General features: G+C 68.3%; 16 protein-coding genes, 1 tRNA gene and 1 riboswitch. Of the genes, 2 read left to right on the top strand and 15 right to left on the bottom strand.

The genetic code is table 11. The annotated features are described in order from the left end of the window. Together Q0L11_RS19795 and Q0L11_RS19790 are read right to left on the bottom strand one after the other, a co-directional pair. Window positions 1-1,677, bottom strand: a 1,677-nt coding sequence (locus Q0L11_RS19795) for a TonB-dependent receptor (RefSeq protein ID WP_296599539.1), incomplete at its 3' end; no start/stop codon positions are given. 186 nt (window positions 1,678-1,863) lie between these two features. Further along, entirely contained in the window at window positions 1,864-2,562 is a 699-nt protein-coding gene (locus Q0L11_RS19790; protein WP_296599538.1) for a TetR/AcrR family transcriptional regulator, read from the bottom strand. A 99-nt stretch (window positions 2,563-2,661) separates the two neighbouring features. On the opposite strand from Q0L11_RS19790, the gene Q0L11_RS19785 reads away from it, so the two are divergent. Beyond that, window positions 2,662-3,930 carry a DUF418 domain-containing protein gene (locus Q0L11_RS19785; protein ID WP_296599537.1) on the top strand — a complete coding sequence of 423 codons (1,269 nt, stop codon included), beginning with the start codon at window positions 2,662-2,664 and terminating at the stop codon, window positions 3,928-3,930. Here the strand turns inward: Q0L11_RS19785 and Q0L11_RS19780 are convergent. The 7 genes from Q0L11_RS19780 to Q0L11_RS19750 form a co-directional block, all read right to left on the bottom strand. Then, on the bottom strand, window positions 3,927-5,810 hold the full coding sequence (locus Q0L11_RS19780) for a matrixin family metalloprotease (RefSeq protein ID WP_296599535.1): 1,884 nt from the start codon (window positions 5,808-5,810) through the stop codon (window positions 3,927-3,929). The two genes, Q0L11_RS19785 and Q0L11_RS19780, sit on opposite strands and share 4 nt — an antisense overlap. A 113-nt stretch (window positions 5,811-5,923) precedes the next feature. Next, a complete protein-coding gene (locus tag Q0L11_RS19775; RefSeq protein ID WP_296599534.1) occupies window positions 5,924-7,402 on the bottom strand; it encodes a cobyric acid synthase in 1,479 nt (492 codons plus the stop codon). Window positions 7,403-7,404: 2 nt separating this feature from the next. Next, entirely contained in the window at window positions 7,405-8,181 is a 777-nt protein-coding gene (locus tag Q0L11_RS19770) for an ABC transporter ATP-binding protein (protein WP_296599533.1), read from the bottom strand. Further along, entirely contained in the window at window positions 8,178-9,167 is a 990-nt protein-coding gene (locus tag Q0L11_RS19765; RefSeq protein WP_296599532.1) for an iron ABC transporter permease, read from the bottom strand. Before Q0L11_RS19765 ends, Q0L11_RS19770 begins: the two co-directional genes overlap by 4 nt. Continuing rightward, window positions 9,164-10,015, bottom strand: coding sequence for an ABC transporter substrate-binding protein (locus Q0L11_RS19760; RefSeq protein WP_296599531.1), 852 nt, complete (start codon window positions 10,013-10,015; stop codon window positions 9,164-9,166). Before Q0L11_RS19760 ends, Q0L11_RS19765 begins: the two co-directional genes overlap by 4 nt. A gap of 19 nt (window positions 10,016-10,034) precedes the next feature. Continuing rightward, a complete protein-coding gene (locus tag Q0L11_RS19755) occupies window positions 10,035-12,035 on the bottom strand; it encodes a TonB-dependent siderophore receptor (RefSeq protein WP_296599530.1) in 2,001 nt (666 codons plus the stop codon). 187 nt (window positions 12,036-12,222) lie between these two features. Further along, window positions 12,223-12,433, bottom strand: a riboswitch (cobalamin riboswitch). Between the two features lie 95 nt (window positions 12,434-12,528). After that, complete coding sequence (locus Q0L11_RS19750; RefSeq protein ID WP_296599528.1) at window positions 12,529-14,109, bottom strand: amidohydrolase; 1,581 nt, start codon at window positions 14,107-14,109, stop codon at window positions 12,529-12,531. A 189-nt stretch (window positions 14,110-14,298) separates the two neighbouring features. Here Q0L11_RS19750 and Q0L11_RS19745 point away from each other — a divergent pair. Continuing rightward, a tRNA-His gene (locus tag Q0L11_RS19745) sits at window positions 14,299-14,375 on the top strand. A gap of 50 nt (window positions 14,376-14,425) precedes the next feature. On the opposite strand, the gene Q0L11_RS19740 is transcribed toward Q0L11_RS19745, so the two are convergent. From Q0L11_RS19740 to exbB, 6 genes are all read right to left on the bottom strand, one after another. Beyond that, window positions 14,426-16,237, bottom strand: a complete 1,812-nt coding sequence (locus Q0L11_RS19740; RefSeq protein ID WP_296599527.1) for a right-handed parallel beta-helix repeat-containing protein — start codon at window positions 16,235-16,237, stop codon at window positions 14,426-14,428. 88 nt (window positions 16,238-16,325) lie between these two features. Beyond that, window positions 16,326-17,528, bottom strand: a complete 1,203-nt coding sequence (locus Q0L11_RS19735) for a glycosyltransferase family 4 protein (RefSeq protein WP_296599525.1) — start codon at window positions 17,526-17,528, stop codon at window positions 16,326-16,328. Between the two features lie 213 nt (window positions 17,529-17,741). After that, entirely contained in the window at window positions 17,742-18,605 is an 864-nt protein-coding gene (locus Q0L11_RS19730; RefSeq protein ID WP_296599523.1) for a LytTR family DNA-binding domain-containing protein, read from the bottom strand. A gap of 180 nt (window positions 18,606-18,785) precedes the next feature. After that, window positions 18,786-19,490, bottom strand: coding sequence for an energy transducer TonB (locus Q0L11_RS19725; RefSeq protein ID WP_296599521.1), 705 nt, complete (start codon window positions 19,488-19,490; stop codon window positions 18,786-18,788). Between the two features lie 10 nt (window positions 19,491-19,500). Next, a complete protein-coding gene (locus Q0L11_RS19720; protein WP_296599519.1) occupies window positions 19,501-19,935 on the bottom strand; it encodes a biopolymer transporter ExbD in 435 nt (144 codons plus the stop codon). A 5-nt stretch (window positions 19,936-19,940) separates the two neighbouring features. Continuing rightward, the coding region (gene exbB / locus Q0L11_RS19715) for a tonB-system energizer ExbB (RefSeq protein ID WP_296599517.1) at window positions 19,941-20,696 on the bottom strand (756 nt) is incomplete at its 5' end.

The raw sequence follows: 20,696 nt of genomic DNA, 5'->3' as shown, positions 1-20,696 counted from the left end.
GGCGCCCACCGGGGTCTGCAGGGTGACCTGCTGGTCCTTGTACTTCGAGTAGAAGACCGCCGTGTTCAGCGACAGGCGACGGTCGAAGAAGTAGCCCTTCAGACCGCCTTCGAAGCTGTCCACCTTCTCCGGCTGGTAGCCGTTGACCGAGGTCGGCGTCAGGATCGCGTCGGCGCGCATGTCGAAGCCGCCCGACTTGAAGCCCTGGCTGTACGACACATAGGTCGAGACGTCCGGCGTGATCTCGTACTTCACGCTCACCCGCGGGGTGAACTTCTCGTACGTGTCCGAGCTGGTGAAGTTGGACCGGATCAGGCCGGCGACGGCGGTCGGGTTGCCGAACAGCGGGCTCTTCAGACCGGTGAAGTTCTGGCGATAGACCTGGCCGGTCTTCTTGTCGTGGGTATAGCGCCCGCCCACCGAGATCGAGAGCTGGTCGGTCACGTCGTAGCTGACGTCGGCGAAGGCCGAGTAGCTCTTGGTGTCCACATGGCCCGCGGTGGCGATGGTCAGGTTGGCCTGGCCGACGACCGTGTCGAACGCGCCCGCCGCCGTGGCGTTCAGGTAGTAAAGGCCGAACACGCCCTGGAGCCGCTCGCCGGTGTAGAGCGCCTGGAACTCCTGGGTGAACTGGTGGTCGTTGTAGCGGGCCGGGACATCCAGCAGAGCCGCGGGCTCTTCGTCGAAGTCGATCGAACCTTCGGTCTCACCGGCGCGGTACGCCGTGATCGACTTGAAGGTCAGCGTGTCGCTGGCCTTCCATTCGCCCAGCAGCGACACGCCGCGAGCCTCGACCTTGTTCTTGTCCCCGGCCCCGGCGCGGGTGTCATAGACGTCGTCGAGAACGGTCGCCGTCGGGATCGGCGCGCCGGTGGCCGTCAGGCCGGGGACTTCCCGGTGGCCGTGACGCGGATTCGAGCGGTCGGTGACGATGTCGCCCGACAGGCGGAAGAACAGGTTCTCGGTCGGCGTCAGCTCGACGGTCGCGCGCGCGGCCTGCACGTCCTTGTCGTAGTGCTCGGCGCCGGTCGTCAGGTTCTTGCCGAAGCCGTCGCGATTGAACGACGCCCAGGTGAGCCCGAGACCCACCCAGTCATTCACCTGGCCCTTGGCCGAGGCGATGATGTCCTTCTGGTCGTACGAGCCGTAGTTGCCGCGCAGCTTGATCTCGGGGTCGCCCTCGATCTTGCCGGTGACGTATTTGATCGCGCCCCCGATGGTGTTGCGGCCGTAGAGCGTGCCCTGCGGCCCGCGCAGCACTTCGATGCGCTGCACGTCGAAGATGTCGAGCACGGCCGCCTGCGGGCGCGCCACGTAGACGTCGTCGATGTAGAGGCCGACACCCGGCTCGAAGCCCCACAGCGGGTCCTGCTGGCCGACGCCGCGGATGAACGAGATCAGCGTCGAGTTCGAGCCGCGAGCCACCTGGACGGTGATGTTCGGCGTCGACTGCTGCAGCGTGGTGATGTCGACCGCCCCCGTGGCCGCCAACCGCTCGCCGCTGACAGCGGTCACCGCGACCGGCACGTCCTTCAGGGTCTCTTCCCGGCGACGGGCGGTGACGACGACTTCCTCGACGCCCACGTCTTCGGCGGCCGCCGTCTGGGCCAGCGCGAGAGTCGGAACGACGGACCAGGCCGCGCCCGCGAGGAGGGCGGCCTTCACGAGGCTTTTCATATGTTTCCTCCCGACGACGCCGGACATCCCCCATGGACGAAGCAGCGTCGAAGATTTCACTACCGAGTGAATTATGCGGGAGTGTTGAGGCAATCCGCGCCGCCGCGCCAGCGCCACGGCCACGCTGGCGCGATGTTTTTAATCAGGTGATGAATTTTCGACACACCCGTGCGGCGTGGGTCCCGATCAGTCGCACGGACGACGCCGCACCACCTCTTCCAAGCCTGCCGCGCACCAGGCGTAGAGGCGGACCCGCACGGCCTCCAGGTCGGTCGAGCGGCACAGCCCGTCCGAGAGCTGGTCGATCCGGCCCGTCTCCGACAGGGTCAGCATCATCGCGCCCGTCAGGAACTGATAGGCCCAGTAGAGGTCGCGCAGCTCTGCATCGGGCAGCGCAGCCTTGAGGGTGTCGACCAGCTCGTGCACCACCGGGTCGAAGAACCGGTGCATCGTCTCGCCGCCCCAGGCCGGGGTGTTGTTCACCAGCGCGACCAGGCGGAAATAGTTCTTCCATCCCTCGTCGTTGGTCAGCGAGCGATCGATGAGCGGCCCGATGAAGGCCTCGATGATCCCCTCGGACGTCATGGCGCCCGGGTGCTCCCGCGCGTAGGTCCGCATCGCGGCCAGGCGCGCTTCGTTGAGGATTTCCGCGCGGCGCGCGAAGACGCTGTCGAACAGCTCCCGCTTGGCGCCGAAGTAGTAGTGGATCAGGGCGGTGTCGACGCCAGCCTCCGCCGCGACTTGCCGCACCGTGACGCCATAGAAGCCGTGGCGGGAGAAGAGCGATTCGGCGGCGTCCAGGATCGACTGGCGCAGATCGGGGCCTTCCCCCTTGCGCCTGCGCCCTCGAAGAGCGCCGCCCGCCTGTCCGTCCGCCCGCGCCATGGCCGCCCCGCAAGGTCCAGGGGCATCGCTAGCATTGTTTGGGCGCGTTGACAGTCGGCGCGCGGCAGCGAAGCTTGATAACAACGGTAGGGGATGGAAATGACCGACACGACCGCAGAGCGGCACCTGTCCATCGACGCGGTGCGCGGCATGGCGGTGTTGGGCATCCTGCTCATGAACATCGTGGGCATGGGCCTGCCGTCGTTCGCCTACATCAATCCGACCTACGCCGGTGGCTCGACTGGGGCCGACTTCTGGACGTGGGCGGTCAACAACGTCCTGACCGACGGCAAGATGCGGGCGCTGTTCACGATGCTGTTCGGCGCGTCGACGGTGCTGATCGGCGAGCGCGCGGAATTGGGGGCTGGCCTTTCGGCCGCCGCCACCCACTATCGCCGCATGGGCTGGATGCTGCTGTTCGGCATCGCCCACGCCTTTCTCTTCTGGTTCGGCGATGTCCTGGTGACCTACGCCCTCGCCGGCCTGGTGATCTTCCCCTTCCGCAAGCTGTCGCCGCGCGCGCAGCTTGCGATCGGCGCTGCGATCCTCGTGGCGCTGCTGGCCAAGAACGTCTGGCAGGCCGGAGCGATCGAAGCCCTGCACGCGGCCGCGACGACGCCCGGCGCGCCGCCGGACGTCGTCAAGGCGTGGCAACAGGCGTCCATGGCGGTGCAATCGCCGCCCGAGGCCAAGGCCGCCGAACTCGCCGGTTTCGGCGGCGATTTCCTCTCCGCGCTGCAGGCTCGCGCGAACATGGTGATGCTGTTCTACTTCGTCCTCCTGCCCACCGACATGTTCCCGGAGGCTCTGGGGCAGATGTTCGTCGGCATGGCCCTCTTCCGGATGGGCTTCTTCACGCTTCGCTGGTCGAGCCGCGCCTACGTAGCGATCATCGCCTTCGGCTACCTCGTCTGCGTGCCGCTGACGGCCTGGCTGGCCTGGGGCATCGCGCGGTCGGACTTCGACCCGCTGGTGCTGCACGAGCGCGAGGTCTGGCAGCAGACGACCCGCCCGTTCATCGGCCTGGCGCACGCCGCCGTCGTCCTCCTATGCGTGCGCTCCGGCGCGCTGCGGGGGCTGACGGACCTGCTCGCGGCGGCGGGGCGGATGGCGTTCTCCAACTACCTCACCACCTCGATCATCACGAGCACACTGTTCTGCGGCTATGGCTTCGGCCTCTACGGCGAGCTCTCGCGGGCGGAGCTCCTATGGGTGGTCGTAGGCGTGTGGGCGTTCCTCTTGGCCTGGAGCCACTTCTGGCTCAAGGCCTTCCACTACGGCCCGTTCGAGTGGGCCTGGCGCTCGCTGGTGCAGTGGAAGCCGCAAAGAATGCGCCGAGCGGCCTCCGCCCGGCCGGCCGCCATCTAAGCCCCGTAGATCCAGCCGGACGTCAGCGTGCCGAGTTGCACGCCCACCAGGACCATCTGCCCTCCGCCGGCCATGGTGATGACCGTGTCCGCCCCCACCTGAGCGACCGTGTATTGGGTCCCGGGGTCGAGTTGCACGCGGTCGCCCTCGGCTTGGTTGAAATCGGCGACCTGATCGAGGCCCGCATCGCCGAAGGTGTGGAAGACGTCCGCGCCGGCGCCTCCGGTCAGGGTGTCCGAGTCCCGGTCGCCGGACAGCCAGTCGTCCCCGGCGCCTCCGATGAGGACGTCGTCCTGCTGCCCCCCGCGCAGGATATCGGCGCCTGCCCCGCCGTCGCAGGTGTCGGCGCCCAGGTTGCCGTAGACGATGTCCGCGCCGCTATCGCCGGCGAGACTGTCGTTGTCCTTGCCGCCTACGACCCAGTCGTCGCCCGCGCCGCCCGAGGCCGTGTCGTTGCCCGCGTTGCCGTTGATGTCGTCGAAAGAGCCGCCGCCCGTGACACTGTCGTTCCCGTCGTCGCCACGCAGGTAGTTGGCGTCGGAGCCGCCGTAGAGCGAGTCAGCCCCGGCCCCGCCGGAGAGCGTGTCGGCGCCCGTCCCGCCCCAAAGCTCATCGGAGCCATCGCCGCCGCTGAGGATGTCGGCTCCGCCCGCGCCGGACAGGACATCGGCCAGCGAACCACCCTGCAGCGTGTCGGCATTCGCGTCACCGAACAGCACGACCTTCTCGATGCTCGCCCAGGTCCCACCGGCAGCGGTCAGACTGGCGTAGCTCAGGGAAACGGCGGCCGTACTCGCGGGGGCCAGCCAGAGTTCGTCTTCCCCGTCGCCGCCGTCGACGAAACTTGCCCCGTCGACCACGACGATAATGTCGTCGCCGGTCCCGCCGTTCAGGCGGTTAACGCCCGAGCCGCCGTGAATGTAGTCGTCGCCATCGCCTCCGGAGAGCGCGTCGTCGCCCGACATGCCCCACAGTTCGTCCGCGCCCGCGCCGCCGTCGATGCTGTCACCGCCGTCGTCCCCATCGACGATGTCGTCGCCAGCGCCGGCCATCAGCGTGTCGGCGCCGCCGCCGCCGGCCAGCGTGTCGGCGCCGTCACCGCCATCGACCAGGTCGTCGCCGTCCCGGGCCATGACATAGTCGGCGCCGGCGCCGGCCATGATCCGGTCACGCACCGCCACGCCGGCCAGGGTGTCGTCCCCGGCCGAGCCGGACTGGGTCAGCAGCAACTGGGTCGCGTCCCACGACCAGGAGGCGGCCTGCGTGCCGTCGGCGGTGGCCGGCCCGTAGAGGTGCTGGACCGCCAGCACGTCCAGCAGGCCCAGCTTCGTCGCAGGGCCTCCGGCCACGTTGTAGGTCATGACCGTATGCGTGAGGTCGTCGAGCGTCACATCGAGCTGCGGGGAGCCCTCGAACGGATGCTTCAGACCAATCGCGTGCCCGATCTCGTGGACCAGGACGTCGAAGTTGGCTTGCCCCAGGTTGATGAAGACGTCCCCGCCGATCGGCTCTTCCCAGGCGCCGTCCGAATAGTTGAGCACCTGGGGCAGGTAGGCGAAGCCCAGGGTCCGTTCGCTGTCGGTCGGCGCGTAGGCAAAGTCGTAGACCCCGAAGCGGATATCCCCCTGCCCCGCGGGAACTTCGAGGAAGGTTAGGCCGCTGATGTCTCCCCACGCGGCCAGCGCCTGGCGGGCGGCGGCCTGCTCGGTTGCGGTGAACGCCTGGAAGCTGGCGAGGAAGGCCTGCGAGAAACGGCCAACCAGGTGGGCCGGGGCCATCGCATCAAAGGAGTAGGTCACGAAGGCAGGCCGTTCGGCCACAGCCACGCCGTTCCAGGAGATCCCGGACAGCAGCGCGTCATATGTGTCGACCGCCGGCACGCGCACTCACCCCCAACCGCGCAGGCGCGTCGATCGCAGCCCCGCTCCCCCCGCAGCCCGCGAATGCAAGCCGTAGGGCCCAGCTTGGCAAGCACACTCCCCGGTTGCGGGAATTATTCTGGCGGCGGCAGGTGCGGGATGCCCGCGATCGCTGCGAGCGCGCCGATGTCGAAGGCGCCGGCCAGGGTCGCGGCGATCTCGTCGAGCGCCTCGTCCACGCGCGCCGTCTGGTCAAAGCCCGCGGAGACGACGCCCAGGCGCTCGAGAATGGCCGCACGGGCGGAGGCCGCCGCGAAGAGGCCGTGTACGTAGCCGCCGGCGATACGCCCGTTGGGCGACACAGCGCCGTCGCGCGCGCCGCCCGCATGGACCAGGAAGGGCCGGTCCAGGCCTGGGCCGCCGGTGCGGCCGGCGTGCATCTCGTAGCCCTCGAAGTCTCCTCCGCCCGCCAGGCGCCCCGCCACGGGCCTCAGGATCTTGTCGTCCGTCAGCTCGGTTTCGACATCGAGGAGGTCCAGTCCCGGCGCCGAGCCGGGCGGGCCTTCCAGCCCGCTCGGGTCCGACACCCGTCGGCCCAGCATCTGGTAGCCGCCGCAGATCCCAAGCAGCCTTCCACCGCGGCGGACGTGGGCGAGGATGTCGATGTCCCAGCCCTGGGCTCGAAGGAACGCTAGGTCGGCCAGCGTCGCCTTGGTGCCCGGCAGGATCACCAAGTGCGCGTCGCCGGGCAGCGCCTGGCCAGGAGGCACGAAGCGCAGGTCCACGTCGGGCTCGGCCCGCAGCGGGTCGAAGTCGTCGAAGTTGGCGATGCGGGACAACATCGGGATGGCGATCGTAACACGGCGCCCTTCCCCGCGCGCCGAACGCTCCAGCACCACCGCGTCCTCCGCCGGCAGTCGGGCGGCGGCTGCCAGCCACGGCGCCATTCCGAGATCGGCCCAGCCCGTGCGCGCGGCGATCTCGGCCCGCCCCGCGTCGAAGAGTCTGGGGTCGCCGCGGAATTTGTTGACCAGGAAGCCCTTGATGCGGCCGCGATCGGCGCGATCAAGGACCGCGTGCGCGCCCACCAGGCTCGCGATCACATGGCCGCGGTCGATGTCGCCGATCAGCACCACCGGAACGTCGGCGGCGTGCGCGAAACCCATGTTGGCGATGTCGTTGGCCCGCAGGTTGGTCTCCGCTGGACTGCCCGCGCCTTCCACCAGGACGAGATCGGCCTCGGCGGCGAGGTGGCGGAAGCTCTCGATCACCGTCGGCAGCAGGCTTGCCTTGCGGTTCTGGTAGCCGGCAGCCTGCCACGTTCCGGCCATCCGCCCACGCACCACCAACTGGGCGCCGGTGTCGGACTGGGGTTTCAGCAGGACGGGGTTCATGTGGACGCTGGGCGCCACCCGGCAGGCCTGCGCCTGGAGGGCCTGAGCGCGGCCGATCTCGCCGCCGTCCGCGGTGACCGCGGCGTTGTTGGACATGTTCTGCGGCTTGAAGGGACGCACCCGTAGGCCGCGGTTGGCGAAGAGGCGGCAGAGCCCTGCCACCAGCACCGACTTGCCGACGTCCGAGCCGCAGCCCTGCAGCATGAGCGCGGCGGCCATGTTCACACCGTCCCGAGGTAGTCGACCAGCGCCTCGGCGCCCACGCCCGAGATGCGCGCGTTCACCTCGAAGACCTCACGCAGGAGGTCTGCCGTGAGCGTCTGCGCCATCGGCCCGAATGCGACGAGACGGCCCCCGCGCAGAGCCATCAGATGCGTCGCGTGGCGGGCGGCCAGCGTCAGGTCGTGGATCGTCGCCACCACCAGCCGTCCGTCGTCGTCGGCCAACCGGCGCAGACGCCCCACAGTGTCGAGGCGGTGGCGCGGATCGAGGCCGGACACCGGCTCGTCGGCCAGAAGCACCTCCGGATCGCCGACCAGGGCGCGGGCGAGCATGGCGCGGGCAAGCTCGCCACCGGACAGCGTGGTGGCGGCCTGAAAGCGGTGGCTTGTGAGGTCGCAGGCCTCGATCGCCCGGGTGAGCCGGGGCTCAAGGCCGCCCGGCAGGCCGCCGAAGGCCGGCAGTTGCGGCGTCAGGCCTAACGCCACCAGCCGCTCCACCGAGATCGGCCACTCCGCACGCAGGCTCTGCGGGAGATAAGCGCGCCGGCGCGCGAGCTCGCGGCGATCAAGCGCCAGCACGGGCCGGCCGTCCAGCGTCACCTCCCCCGCCTCCGGGCGCAGCAGCCCGGCGAGTGCATTCAGCAGGGTCGACTTGCCGGCCCCGTTCGCGCCGATCAGGGCCACGAACATGCCGGCCTCAAGCGCCGCCGAGACGCCCGATACGATGGCGCGGCCGCCCCGGCGGACGGTGACGTCGCGGGCTTCGAGACGGCTCATGGCGCGAGCCTTCGCAGACGCACGACCAGCCAGAAGAAGAACGGCGTGCCGATCAGGCTGGTGATCACGCCCAGGCGCAGTTCCGAACTGGTGTGCAGCACCCGCGTACCGATGTCGGCCAGGAGCAGCAGCGCCGCTCCGAACAGCGCAGACGGCAGGAGCGTGCGGCTGGGCTGGTAGCCCACGAACGGTCGGACCAAGTGCGGGGCGATCAATCCGACGAAGCCGACCGAGCCCGTCACCGAGGTCGCGGCGCCGACGGCCAGGCCCACGCCCACCAGGGCCAGCATGCGCGCCCTGTCCAGGTCGACGCCCAGGCTCTCGGCCTGCTGCTCACCCAGGGCCAGCGCGTCGATGGCCCGCCCCTGCAACGCCAGAACCCCGAGGCCGGCCAGGATGAACGGCCCGGCCAACAGCACGTGGTCCCAGCTCTTCTGCGACAGCGACCCGAGCATCCAGATGCTCATCTCGAAGCCGGCGTAGGGATTGGGGGCGAAGTTCAGCGCCATGGCGAGAAACGCCGCCATGAGCCCCGAGACCGCCGAGCCGGCCAGGATGAGGCTGAGCGTCCCGCCGCGCCCCAAAGCGAAGGTCAACAGCCCGGCGCCGAGCGCCCCGACGAGGGCCAGCAACGGCGTGGCGAGCGCGAAGGCGGCCGAGAGGCTGAAGTAGATGGAGACCACCGCGCCCAGCGCCGCGCCGCTGGAGACGCCCAGCAGGCCGGGCTCGGCCAGTGGATTGCGCAGCAGACCCTGCAGCACCGCGCCGGACAGCCCAAGCGCCGCGCCGACGAGGATCGCAAGCACCGTGCGCGGCAGGCGCAGTTCGACCACCACCAGGCGCGCTAGGTTCAGATCAGATGAAAACAGGCCGTCGAGTATCTGTTGCGGGCTGATATTCACACGCCCCAGGAACAGCGAGCCTGCTGCCGCGGCCAGCACCACCACCGTGGCCAGGGTGGTCATCGGCAGGGCGACGCGCTTCATCGCGGCCCTCCTTCGCGAGGAAGCGCGTCAAGGGCGCGGCGAAGGCCCAGCGCGGCCTCCACCGACTGCGGCAGGCCGCAGCTAAACGTCACGTCAGCGAAGGCAATTCGACGGCCGGCGAAGACCTGCCGGATCGCGCGGTGGCGGCTCTCCTCATTCTGGACCAGCGGCCTATCGCCGCCGCCGTAGAGCAACGCCTCGGGCCGCGCCTGGAGCAGTTCCTCGACGCCGAAGCTGGTGTAGGCCGGGCCCGGCCGAGCGGCGACGTTCACGGCGCCGGCGGCGCGGATGATCTCGTTCGCGAAGGTTTCGGTCCCCGGCACCGTGGCGCCGCCGTCCCAGGCGACGATACGGTTCGGCTGCGCGGGCCGACGGGTGGCGAGTTCGGCGATCTCAGAGTCCATGCGGCGGACCAGGGCTTCGGCGCGGGCGGGCTCGCCGACGGCCGCGCCGACTTGGCGGATCGAGCGGCGCACGTCCTCGAATGTCCTCGCGCTCTTAACTTCGACCAGCGGCGCGCCGACTTCCCGGGCCAGCCGGCGCGTCACCGCCAACGAAAAGTCGCCGGTCAGGATCAGGTCGGGCCTGAACCTGATGATGTCTTCCGGCGTGCCGTAGTTGACCGGGATACCGGTCGCCGCGCCGGGGAACAGCGCCTTGGCGCCGTCGCGGGCCAGATAGGTGACACCGGCGATCCGCGCCTTGGGGACCAACTGCATGACCATCAGGTCGGTGCACTGGTTCATCGACAGGATGCGCTGGGGCTTGGGCGCAGGAGCGCCCGCGGCCATCCCGGGCAGGACGGCCGCGGCAAGGCCCATCGCGGCGAGGCGAAGGGCGCGTCTCATCACCAGGTCCCGCTCATGCTCAGAACTTCACCCTCGCCCCGACTGCGGCCGTGCGCCCGGGCGCCGGAAAGCCGAAGACTTCGTAGTAGTCCTCGTCGGTCAAGTTCTCGACCCGCCCGAACAGCTCGAAGCCGTTCGCGACGTCGTAGCTGGCGTCCAGGTTCACCAGGGTGAAGGAGGGCAGGACCACCTTCCCCGCGTTGGACCCGGTGGCCGGCTTCACCTTGGGCAGAGAGGCCGGGAACGGCGCGTTGATGCCCGAGAAGTTCGAGTCGAGCTGCCGACCGTTGTAGCGAACGTTGAGGTTCACCGTGGCGCGACCGTCCAGCGGCTTCCAGGTGACATTGGCGCTGCCGATGTGCGGCGCGCGCCGGATCTCCTCCAGGCCCGCCTCCTTGGCGTTGAGGTCGGTGTAGCTGCCCGACACCGTCAGCTCGGGCAGGACCTCGACCGTCGCGAACAGCTCGACGCCGTGCTGCTTGGAGTCGGAAGTGCGGTTGCAGGTGGTGCTGGTCCCCACGGGCGGGGCCGGACAGGCGGCCGGCAGGCCCGCACCGCCGAAGTAGCTGAAGATCTCGTCCTTCAGCTTGGCGTCGAAGTAGGTCGCGCCCAGGCTGACGCGGCCGTCAAGGAAGCTCAGATCAAGACCGCCTTCCCAGCCCTCCGACGTCTCGGGCTTCAGGTTGGGGTTGCCGCGGAAGGGGAACGGGCCTGTGGCGTTAAAGCCGAACAGCTCGGTCTGCGACGGGTTCTTGATCCCCGTGCCACCGGCAGCCCGCAGCCGGATCATCTCGTTGACCCGATAGAAGCCCTGGATCTTCCAGGTCGTGGCGTTGTCGAAGAAGTCGTTGTCGTCGTGGCGGATCGCACCGCCGACGCCCGCGACCTCCCCCACCTGCAGGTCGTACTGGGCGACCAGGCCGGTGTTCTTGATGGAGCGGCGGGTGGTGTCGGCGCCGGCGCTGGCGGGCGAGGTGTTCTGGAAGGTCTCCTTCTCCCAGTCGACCGCGCCGGTCAGCAGGTGGGTGAGCTCGCCGGTCTGCAGCCGATAGGTCGTCACGTACGAGGCCTTCTTGCGCAGGCCGTCGTTGCCGCCCGAACGCGTGCGAGCGGTGTAGCTGTCGCGCTCGGCGTCGACGCCCTGGTACGACAGGCTGTGGGTCCAGGCGCCGTCCAGCAGCTTCAGGTCGCCGCCCACGAAATAGGTCAGGCTCTTGGCGTCGTAGTAGGTTCCGGGGCTGTCGACGATGCCCTTGCCGAAGCTGGAGTTGTTGGTCTCGGCGTGGGTATCGGAGTAGCGCAGCACGCCTCGCAGACGGAGGTTCTCGGTGACCTGGTAGCCGGCCTTGGCCGAGAAGCTCTGCAGCTCCGAGCCCACCTTGCGCCGGCCGCCCGGCAGGGTCTGGGTGACGTAGCCGTCGGTCGACTGGACCGCGCCGTTCACGACGAGATCGAACGGACCGTGGGCGATGGCGTAGCGGCCGGCGCCGCCCAGCGTCCCCTGCGAGCCGAACTCGACGCGCAGGCTGCCGCCCGGGACCTCCTTGGCGGTGGGGGTGATGTAGTTGATCACGCCGGCGATGGCGTCCGAGCCGTAGAGCGCGCTCTGGGCGCCTCGCAGGATCTCGATGCGCGAGACCTCGTCGCCCAGCAGGGTGGCGTAGTCGAACTCGCCGAAGAACGGGTCCGAGGCCTCAATGCCGTCAATCAGCGTCAGGACGTGGTTGGCCTCGGCTCCGCGGACGCGGAGCTGCGTCTGGCCGCCGACGGCGCCGGTGCGGCTGACAGCGAAGCCGGGCACGTCGCGCAGCACGTCGGAGACGATGCGGACCTGGCGATCCTTCATTTGCCCGCTCGTGATGACGGTGACCGAAGAGCCGATCCGGTCGGCGTCGACGCCGTCGGCGGCCCGGGTCCCGGTGACGATCACCTCGTCTACGGCCCCAGCCTCGTCGGCGAAGGCAGGTTGCGCGAAGAGGAGCGCGGCGACGCCGGCGCTCCAAAGATAGTTCGTGGGCATCCAAAGGCCCCCTCTGTGCGCGTCCGTGGCGACATCGCGAGAGGGCCTCCCGGGCGCGGTCCGCGCGCGGGTCGACGGGCCGGCGGGTTGGGACGCAGCAGGGTCCGCCCGACCGGTCGAAACGGCCCTCCGCCGTTCCGTCGTCGCTCAGACGGAAATCCGCGCCTCGGAGGTCCACTGCCCCGCGGCTCGAGCGACGCGCGCCGACCGGTTTCCTGGCTCGCGGGTCATCGCGTCATGCGCCTTGCCTTCCCAGGCCGGGGCCCAGTGGCTGGCGGGAAACCCCGCCAACGGCGCATGCGCTCACCGCTCACAGTTGCAGGGACAGCCGCAGATCGGGGCGTGCCCCTACTGCGTTCCCGTTTAAGCCCGAAGGCATCGGCGCGCTAAGCGCCGCGGCCCGACCGAAGCCGGACCGCGACAGCCGCCCGTCTAGTCGCGCTTCGGGCGGCTTGTCCATGGAATTCGCCGATCCCGCAGGGGCGCCCTCAGGCTACTTCGTCGGCTCCAGTGTCGGCCACTTGACGCCCAGTTGGTCGAGGTAGGTCGGATACTTGGTCTCGTCGTAGTAGAGCGGCCGCATCGCCGGCCGGAATTGGGCCATGACGTCGCTGTTGATCTCGATCGCCGGCTTGTCGCTGGCCGAGATCATCGGGAGATAATGCTCATCCTTGTTCTGTACGTTGGTGAAGTAGTCCTTCGCTGCCTTGCGCAGGTCGGGCCGCATCAGCAGGTCCAGGGTTGTCATGGCCATCACCTTTGCGCCGGCCACCACGCCGTCATGGGCGATGGGCGTGGCCATGGCGATGGCGTTCTGCCACGCGTGGCCGGGCAGACCCGGGATGTTGGACGGATAGTTCAAGGTGATCGTGGGCACGACCCACGAGATGTCGCCGATATCGTCCGACCCGCCGCTCTCGGGCTTCTCGGCCGGCGGTTCCAGCTTCTTGAGTTCGGTGGCTAGGCCGTCCTGCTTGTCGGCGCCGGTCTGCTTCTGCACCGCCTTGGCGAAAGCCTGCTCGTCAGCGGTCCACTTAGGCAGTCCTACGGCCTGGATGTTGGCGTAGGTCGCCTCGGCGATCGGTTTGTTGAAATGGCGCGGCGCCGCCGTGCCCAGGATGCGCCGCTCGACCGTGGTGTCCGTCATCATCGCCGCGCCGTCGGCCATCTTGTTGCCGAGCGCATAGAGGTCGGAGATGCGTTTGAAGTCCTGCTCGCGGAAGTAGTACCAGACCTTGGCGATCTGCGGGACGACGTTGGGCTGGTCGCCGCCGTCGGTGATGACGTAGTGCGACCGCTGCTCGGTGCGCAGATGTTCGCGCTTGAATTCCCAGCCGACGTTCATCAGCGAGACGGCGTCCAGCGCAGAGCGGCCCATCCAGGGCTTGCCGGCTGCGTGGGCCGGCGCGCCGTGGAACGTGTACTCGACCGAAACCGACCCGGTCCCCGACGGCTTGCCCCAGGTGACGGCCAGGTTGTCGCCCACGTGGGTGAACAGCACGGCGTCCACGTTCTTGAACACGCCCTCGCGCACCATGAAGGCCTTGCCGGCCACCAGTTCCTCCGCCACGCCCGGCCAGAGCATCAGCGTGCCGGCGATGCCCTCCTTCTGCATGATGTCCTTCACCGCCAGGGCGGCGACGACGTTCACGGCGTTGCCCGAGTTGTGGCCCTCGCCGTGGCCCGGACCGCCCTCGACCATCGGCTTGCGCCAAGGGATACCGGGCGTCTGCGACGCCTTTGGGATGCCGTCAATGTCGGAGCCCATGGCGATCGTCGGGCCGCCGGTCTTGTTGGTCCAAGTGGCGACCCAGCCGGTGGGCAGGCCGGCGACGCCGCGGGTGACGGTGAAGCCGTTCTTTTCGAGGACGTCGGTGATGTACTTCGACGTCTCCACCTCCTGGAACGCCAACTCGCCGAAGCTGAAGATCTTGTCGTTCATCTGCTGGGCGAGCCCGGCGCGCGACTGGACGCCGGCGACCGCCTCCTTCTTCAGCACCGTCAGGCTGGCGGCATGTGCGGTCGTCGCCATCAACATCGCAGCCAGGGCCGCAGGCAGGCAGAGCGTCTTCATCACTGATCCCCCATCGAACATCACATCGCGTCAGATGCGATTCTAAGCGTGACGGCCAGCAGTCAAACAAGGCCCTGGAGCGCCCACGCGCCCCCCCGCCTCGCCACGGATCAGAATGCCGGCGTATCACACGTGAAGGCGACGGCTTGATCGTACCGGCGGCTGCGACTAGAACGGCGCGCTCGATGCGCCGCCCTAGCTCAGTTGGTTAGAGCGCCAGATTGTGGCTCTGGAGGTCTCCCGTTCGATCCGGGAGGGCGGTACCATCGAACTTCCCAGCGAATTCGCATCCGCTCGGCGATAGAGCCGTCGACGCCTAGGGGACTTCGGCCCCCGTCCGCCAGGCGCCGTCCTTGTGTACGGGACCGCGGTCGTCGAAGCGCCTGAAGCTGTCTTTCACCCAGGTCGCGATCTCCGCCGCCGACATCGCCCGATATTCCTGGAAGGACTTGCCCTCCAAGCGAGCGCGCGGGTCGCCGTTCAAGTACTCCGAGCCGGGCCAACGCCGCCGGTTGTAGACCACGTTACGCTCGAGTGTCGGAGCCGCGAACGGTGACTCGACCTTGATCGAGTCACCCACGAAGTTGCCGGCGATCAGCATCGTACCGGCCCAATTGCCTGGATTTTTCGGCTGGACGATCAGCGACGGACCGATATCGAAGGTGCTCGCGCCTCGCGGCGCGTTGCGGAAGTCGCCGACGTTCGCTTTGATGATCGCATTGTTGAGGATGTAGCTCGCCCCGCCACTGCTGCTCAGGGTGAAGCCGTTCGCGTCGGCGGTGGCGAGGATGTTGTTTCGCCAGACGAAATTGTTGGATCGCGACGCGACCCCCGACCGCCAGGAGGCGAAGCCCGACACCGAGCCCATGCCGTCGGCATTGAAGAAGATGTTGTTCTCCCAGACGTCGTTTTGAGGCACGCCGGTGTCGCGGCGGGGCGGGTCGAAGCCGCCTTCACGTGCGAGATAACCGCCGAAATCGTCGGCGCGCTGAGCGAAGTCGAAGTGGATGTCGCCGTTGTCGCCCGGAAGCCGGAAGGGCGATAGGAAGACGTTGCGGGCGATGAGGACGCCGTCCACCCCCGGTCCCAGGTAGATTCCCTGCCCCAGGAAGTATCGAACCACGTTGTCGCGCACGACGCCGCGCTTGCCGCTGCCGAGATAGAAGCCCCGCTGGTGGTAGCGAACCTCGTTTCGCTCGAGCAGGTAGTCGCTGGAGGTTCCATCGACGAGCACGCCGAAGAAGTCGCGCCTGTACGACGCCTCGCTGCGTCCGATCGTCAGATTGCGCGCGATGATGTGGTTGGAATTGACGATCTTCAGCCGGGCTTCCGACGCCTGGTTCGGCCCGTCGAGGGTAAGGCTTTCCACGGTGATGTGGCTGGAAGCTCCTGAACTGCCGGCGATAACCACGCCGGCCAGGACGCTGGGCCGCGCCGGATCGGCGTCGACGAGCTTCACCTCGGAGGTAAAGGGGAAGTTCACCAGCACGAGGCCGCTGGTCCCGAGGTTGATCCCCGGGGTCAGCAGGAGCCGGCGTTGGCCTGCCTTCGCGCCGGCCTCGAACGCGGCGATGGTCCCGACGATGGCCCCAGGATGGTTCTGGTAGTTGTCACCGATGCTCGCGGCATTGGGATCGACTGTAACAGTGACGGTCGCTGGATTGGAGACGCCATGGGCGTTCACCGCGCGGACGGTGAACTTGCAGACCCCCGATAGGTTGTTGGCTCCCGAAACACTGGGCGTCGGCGTGCGCGCCGTTGGCCCGTCCTGAACGGAGAAGACGCCACCGCCCGCATCGAAACCGGCACGGATCCAGTGGCCAGGGTTTGCACAAGTGGAAAACGACGTGCGCCATGCCGCGACCGGCGCATCGCCTGGAGACAGCAGCAGACCGAGCGCCGCGCTGCCGTAACGCACACCACCTCGTTCGGGCTGGGTGAACCTGCCCATCGGGATGGTCACGGCGCTCGCGAGTCGCGGCGCGCCCGCGGAGCCCGGACCTGCGGGCGTCGGGGCCTGTTCCTCCGCCGGCCTCGCCTCGGGCGCCGGTATGATCGCGGGCGAAGTGATCACGACGACGCCGATGAGGCCCGCTGCGAGGAGAGAAGAGGCGACCAGGATCCGCATCCTATTCTGCCGTGACGGCGACCAACCCTCCCGACGACGTTGCGTCGAAACGGCCTCGAGCCTTCTTACATATGGACATTGGCCCGAACTAGGCGCCCACAGTCGCCGGCTCGCGACCGATCAGACGGGAAAGCACCTCCGCGAGCCCCCGGGAAGCGTTGGCCGGCGCGAACCGCCGCTCGATGAGTTCTCGCCCGTTGGCGCCCATGCGGCGCGCTTCGGACGGCTGCGCCAGGGCGCGGCCGAGTGCCTCCGCCAGTTCCGCGACGTCGCCCTCGGGCGTCAGCCAGCCTGTTTGTCCATCGACCACGATCTCGGGAATGGCCCCCTCGGCATAGGCGATCACGGGCAGGCCGGCCGCCGACGCCTCAGCGACTGCCAAACCGAAAGGCTCGCGGCGGGACGGATGTGCGAACACGTCCATGGCGCTCAGGAGTGCGGGCACGTCGTTGCGCCACCCTGTGAACCGGACTCGCTCGGCCACCCCAAGCCGCTGCGCCTCGGCGCGCAGGCTGGCATCGAGCGGGCCGCCGCCCACCATGACGAGGTGCGCGTCCGGGTTTGCCGGCGCCAGCCGCGCGAAGGCGTGCAGCGTATCGAGGTGGCCCTTGCCCACATCGAGGCGCCCGACGATTCCAATGACGGGCGCGCCTGGCGGGAGATCGAGCGCCGCCCGCATGGCGCCCCGATCGTCCGTCGATGAACCGGCCGCGATCACGGGATTATGGACCGTGGCGATCCGATCAGCTGGAACCCCCTGCGCGATTGCATCGTGACGTATGAAGTCGCTGATCGCGATGACCTGCTCCGAGACCTTCAGCCGCTCAACCGGGTCCGCGAGCCCGAATGCGCGCGTCGCCAAACGCATGGCCGTCGGATTTCGGCTGAAGCCCGTACTGAGCCAGGGCCCGACGACGTAGTGCAGATGGATCACGTGCGGACGCTGAAGTCGTCGCGCGATATGCGAAGCCGCCGCGCAGTCCCAGAACTGCTGGCTGGAGTAGACGACGTCAGGATCGTAGGCGCGCGCAAGCCGCGTCAACTCGCCCAGGCGGCGGCGGAAGCGCAGCAACGCTTTCGCCTTGGCGGCCATGCCCGGCATTTGCTCCCGGTAGCCCACATCCAGCCGGACGACGGGGGCCTGGGCGTCCGCCTCAAACTCACGCCAGCTTTCGCCATCGTGAGAATGATAGAGAACGCGGGCGTCGAACGCGTGGCCGCGGTGCCCCAGCAGGCGCGCGAAGACCCGCGCCTCGGAACTGTATCCGCCTTGGATCTTGACCCCGAGCAACCGCACGTCGACATCGCCCCCAAGACGCCGAATTCAGCAACGCTTAACCATCCGTGGTAGACGCCGCAAGCCTTGCTGACGACCGCGACGCGCCTGAGCGCGAAGCCGCACGGCTACGTTGCAGATCATGCGAAACAGTCGCCTCTTAAGCGCCTTCAGAATATCATTGTTCTTTATATTTGAGAGAGTGGCGGAGGCGAGGACGGGACGACCTCAAGATTCCAGCAGGGGTTTGCGATACCGGCGTGAACCAGGGAGTTCGCGTCCGTCGGCGAGGCGCACGACGTAATCCCCCGACGGCTTCGACTCCACCGCGGCGATCGCCGCCTTCCTGACCAGCCTGGAGCGATGGACGCGCACGTATCCGGCGCCTTCCAGTCGTCGAGCCATTTCCGACAGGGACGCGCGATGGAGGACGGTGGCCTGCGCGCACCGCAGCTCAACGTAGTTCCCCGCCGCCTCGATCCAAGCAATGTCGGCCAGAGGCACGAACTGACGGCGCGCCCCGTCCCTGACCTCAATGGCGTCTGCCTGAGCCGCCGCCGGGCCTGGATCCAGCCCTGGCTGAGACCGCAGCGCGCGCCATGCGGCGTAGAGTCCGACGAAGCCCACGTATCCCAACGCGTCCTTGCGGAATTCGTAGAGGAAGTCGCCAAGCGGAGCCAAGGGGGCATAGGTCGCGCCCGCCAGGCCGTAGACAGCCCATCTCAGGACCCCCATCCCGACGATGTGCAGAACGGAGAAGGCGATGAGGCCCGCCGCGTGCGCCGCGGCCGGCCGCCACCAGGGTGGGTTCAAGGGCCAGTAGCGGCGGGTGAACCACATCCACACCGGAAGCATCGCGAAGATGATGACGACGCTGGTCGTCTCCCAGACGAAAGGCTCCCAGAACGAAAGACGTCCGCCCTGCTGGCCGACGTCGTGCAGCACGCTGAAGGTATTGACCAGCGCGAAGGCTGCGAGGGCGACGGCCGAGGCCGCCAGGAAGGGTTCGTCCCCCTCCCGGCCTGAGGTGTCCGCCTCTGGATTCCACCGCTTCCCCACTGGGCCTCCGCCACTGACCTGCTCGCTCGCCACTGCAGAGTCCGGCGAAATCCCCCGTCCGCCAATATGCGGCTTACGACAAGGGGTCCTCGGCGATCTCCTCGCGGAACCGGCCGGTGTGCGCCAGGCCAAACTGGCAAAGAAAAGCCCCGACCACTCGCGCGGCCGGGGCTCGTTCCTGTCGGCCGATCCCGAAGGACCGTCCCGAGCTTATCAGCCCTTCGGCAGGGAGAAGCGGATCGGAATCCGCACCGTGCCCCCGTCGACCGGCTGGCCGTCCTTGGTCTGCGGCCGCATCTTGAAGAGCTTGGACATCTTCATGGCGGCGTCGCCGAAGCCCATGTCCGCCGGCTCTTCCGAGACGACCGAGCAGCTATCGAGTGTGCCACGTGCGTTCACCTGGCAGCTCAGCGTCGCACGGCCCTCAACCTCCATCCGCGACGCACGGTCGGGATAGTAGCGGTTGATGTCATCACCCGACGGACGGCGGAGCCAGTCCGGGTTGGTGATGACCGACGGACGCGGCGGCTCAGGCGGCGGCGCGGCGGGCGGACGGGGCTCTTCGATCCGGCGCTCGACCGGCGGAACCGGCAGCGGCGGGATCGAGGGCACGTCCGGAACCGCGACGGGCGGCCTGGGCTGCAGCTTCGGCGGCGGCGGCGGCGGCGTGTTCGGCGGCGGCGGCGGCGGAGGCGGCGGAGGCGGCGGCGGAACAGGCTTGATGAGAGCCACGTCCGTCACCTCGTCCGAGTACTCCTTGTACTTCGGTTCGAAGCGCGTCTTCCAAAGGTAGACGCCCAGCGCACCGTGCACGGCCACCGCCAGGATCATCGCGATGATGGTCCCTGGCCGACGCTTCGGCTTCGGATCATCGAACGGGTTATGCCGGGCCAGCGTTTCGTGGTGAGCATCAGTCATGGTTCACCACCTAGTTCTTGTCTTCACCGACGAGAGCCACGCTGTAGAACCCATTGTCCTGCAGCATGTTCATCACGCCCATGAAGTCGCCGTAGAGCACGTCCTTGTCCGCGCGGATAAAGATGCGCTCCTTCGTCGGGTTACGCGTCGCACCCAGTTGGGTGCGAAGATCGTCGCCCAGGCTCGGAAGGTCCGTCCGGAAGTCCTGAATGAACAGGCCGCCGTTCGGCTGGATCGAGATGTAGACCGGCTTCGGCGGATTGGTGCCGGGCGGGGCGACGGCCGGCGGCAGAGCCACCTTGACCGTCACGGCCGCCATCGGCGCCGCCACCATGAAGATGATCAGAAGCACGAGCATCACATCCACGAAGGGGGTGACGTTGATCTCGGCGTTCTGCTCCTCTTGATAGCGGCCGCCTCCGGAACTGGAGAGCTTGGCGGCCATCTAGCTTAGGCCCCCTTGTCGAGCTGCCGGGAAATCGCGTTCATCAGCTCGGCCACGAACCCTTCCGACCGCGCGCCGAAGGCGGAAATGCGGGTCTGGAAGTAGTTGTAGAAGATAACCGAGGGGATGGCCGCGAACAGGCCGAGACCGGTGGCCAGCAGCGCTTCGGCGATACCGGGCGCCACGACGGCCAGGTTGGTCGTGTTGGTGTTCGCGATACCGATGAACGAGTTCATGATCCCGTAGACCGTACCGAACAGACCGATGAACGGGCCGTTCGAGCCGACCGAGGCGAGGTACTGCATGCCGCCCGAGAGGCGACGGGCCAGCGAGGCCTGGACGGCGCTCACGGCGTGGGCGGCGCGGTCGATCGTGGTGTCGCGGTGCTCGCCGGCGATCTGCAGGCCAGCCTGACGGCTGAGCTCGATTTCCTGGGCGGCGGCGGCGGCCATGTCGGCCAGCGGGTTGCCGTCGAACTCTTCGCTGAGCGCGATGCGGCTCATGTCGGTGATCGACTTGGCGCCGCGGAAGGATTCCACGAAGCCGTCCGACGTCTTGTTCAGCGCGTTGAACTCGAGGATCTTGGTGACGAGGATCGTCCAGCTCAGCACCGAGGCGAGAGCCAGGCCGATCATGATCACCTTCACGACGGGGTCGGCGTCCATGAACATGGTGCCGACGTTCAGCTTGCCGGCGTTCTTCATGGTCGGCGGGTCGGCCGATTCCGGAGTGGCGGCGGCGTCGGCGGCCGGGGCGGCGGC

Origin of the sequence: Phenylobacterium sp. (assembly GCF_024508875.1) — a bacterium.
Lineage (GTDB): Bacteria > Pseudomonadota > Alphaproteobacteria > Caulobacterales > Caulobacteraceae > Phenylobacterium.
The sequence above is the reverse complement of the archived record's forward strand: the minus strand, read 5'-3'. Positions and strand labels throughout refer to the sequence as shown.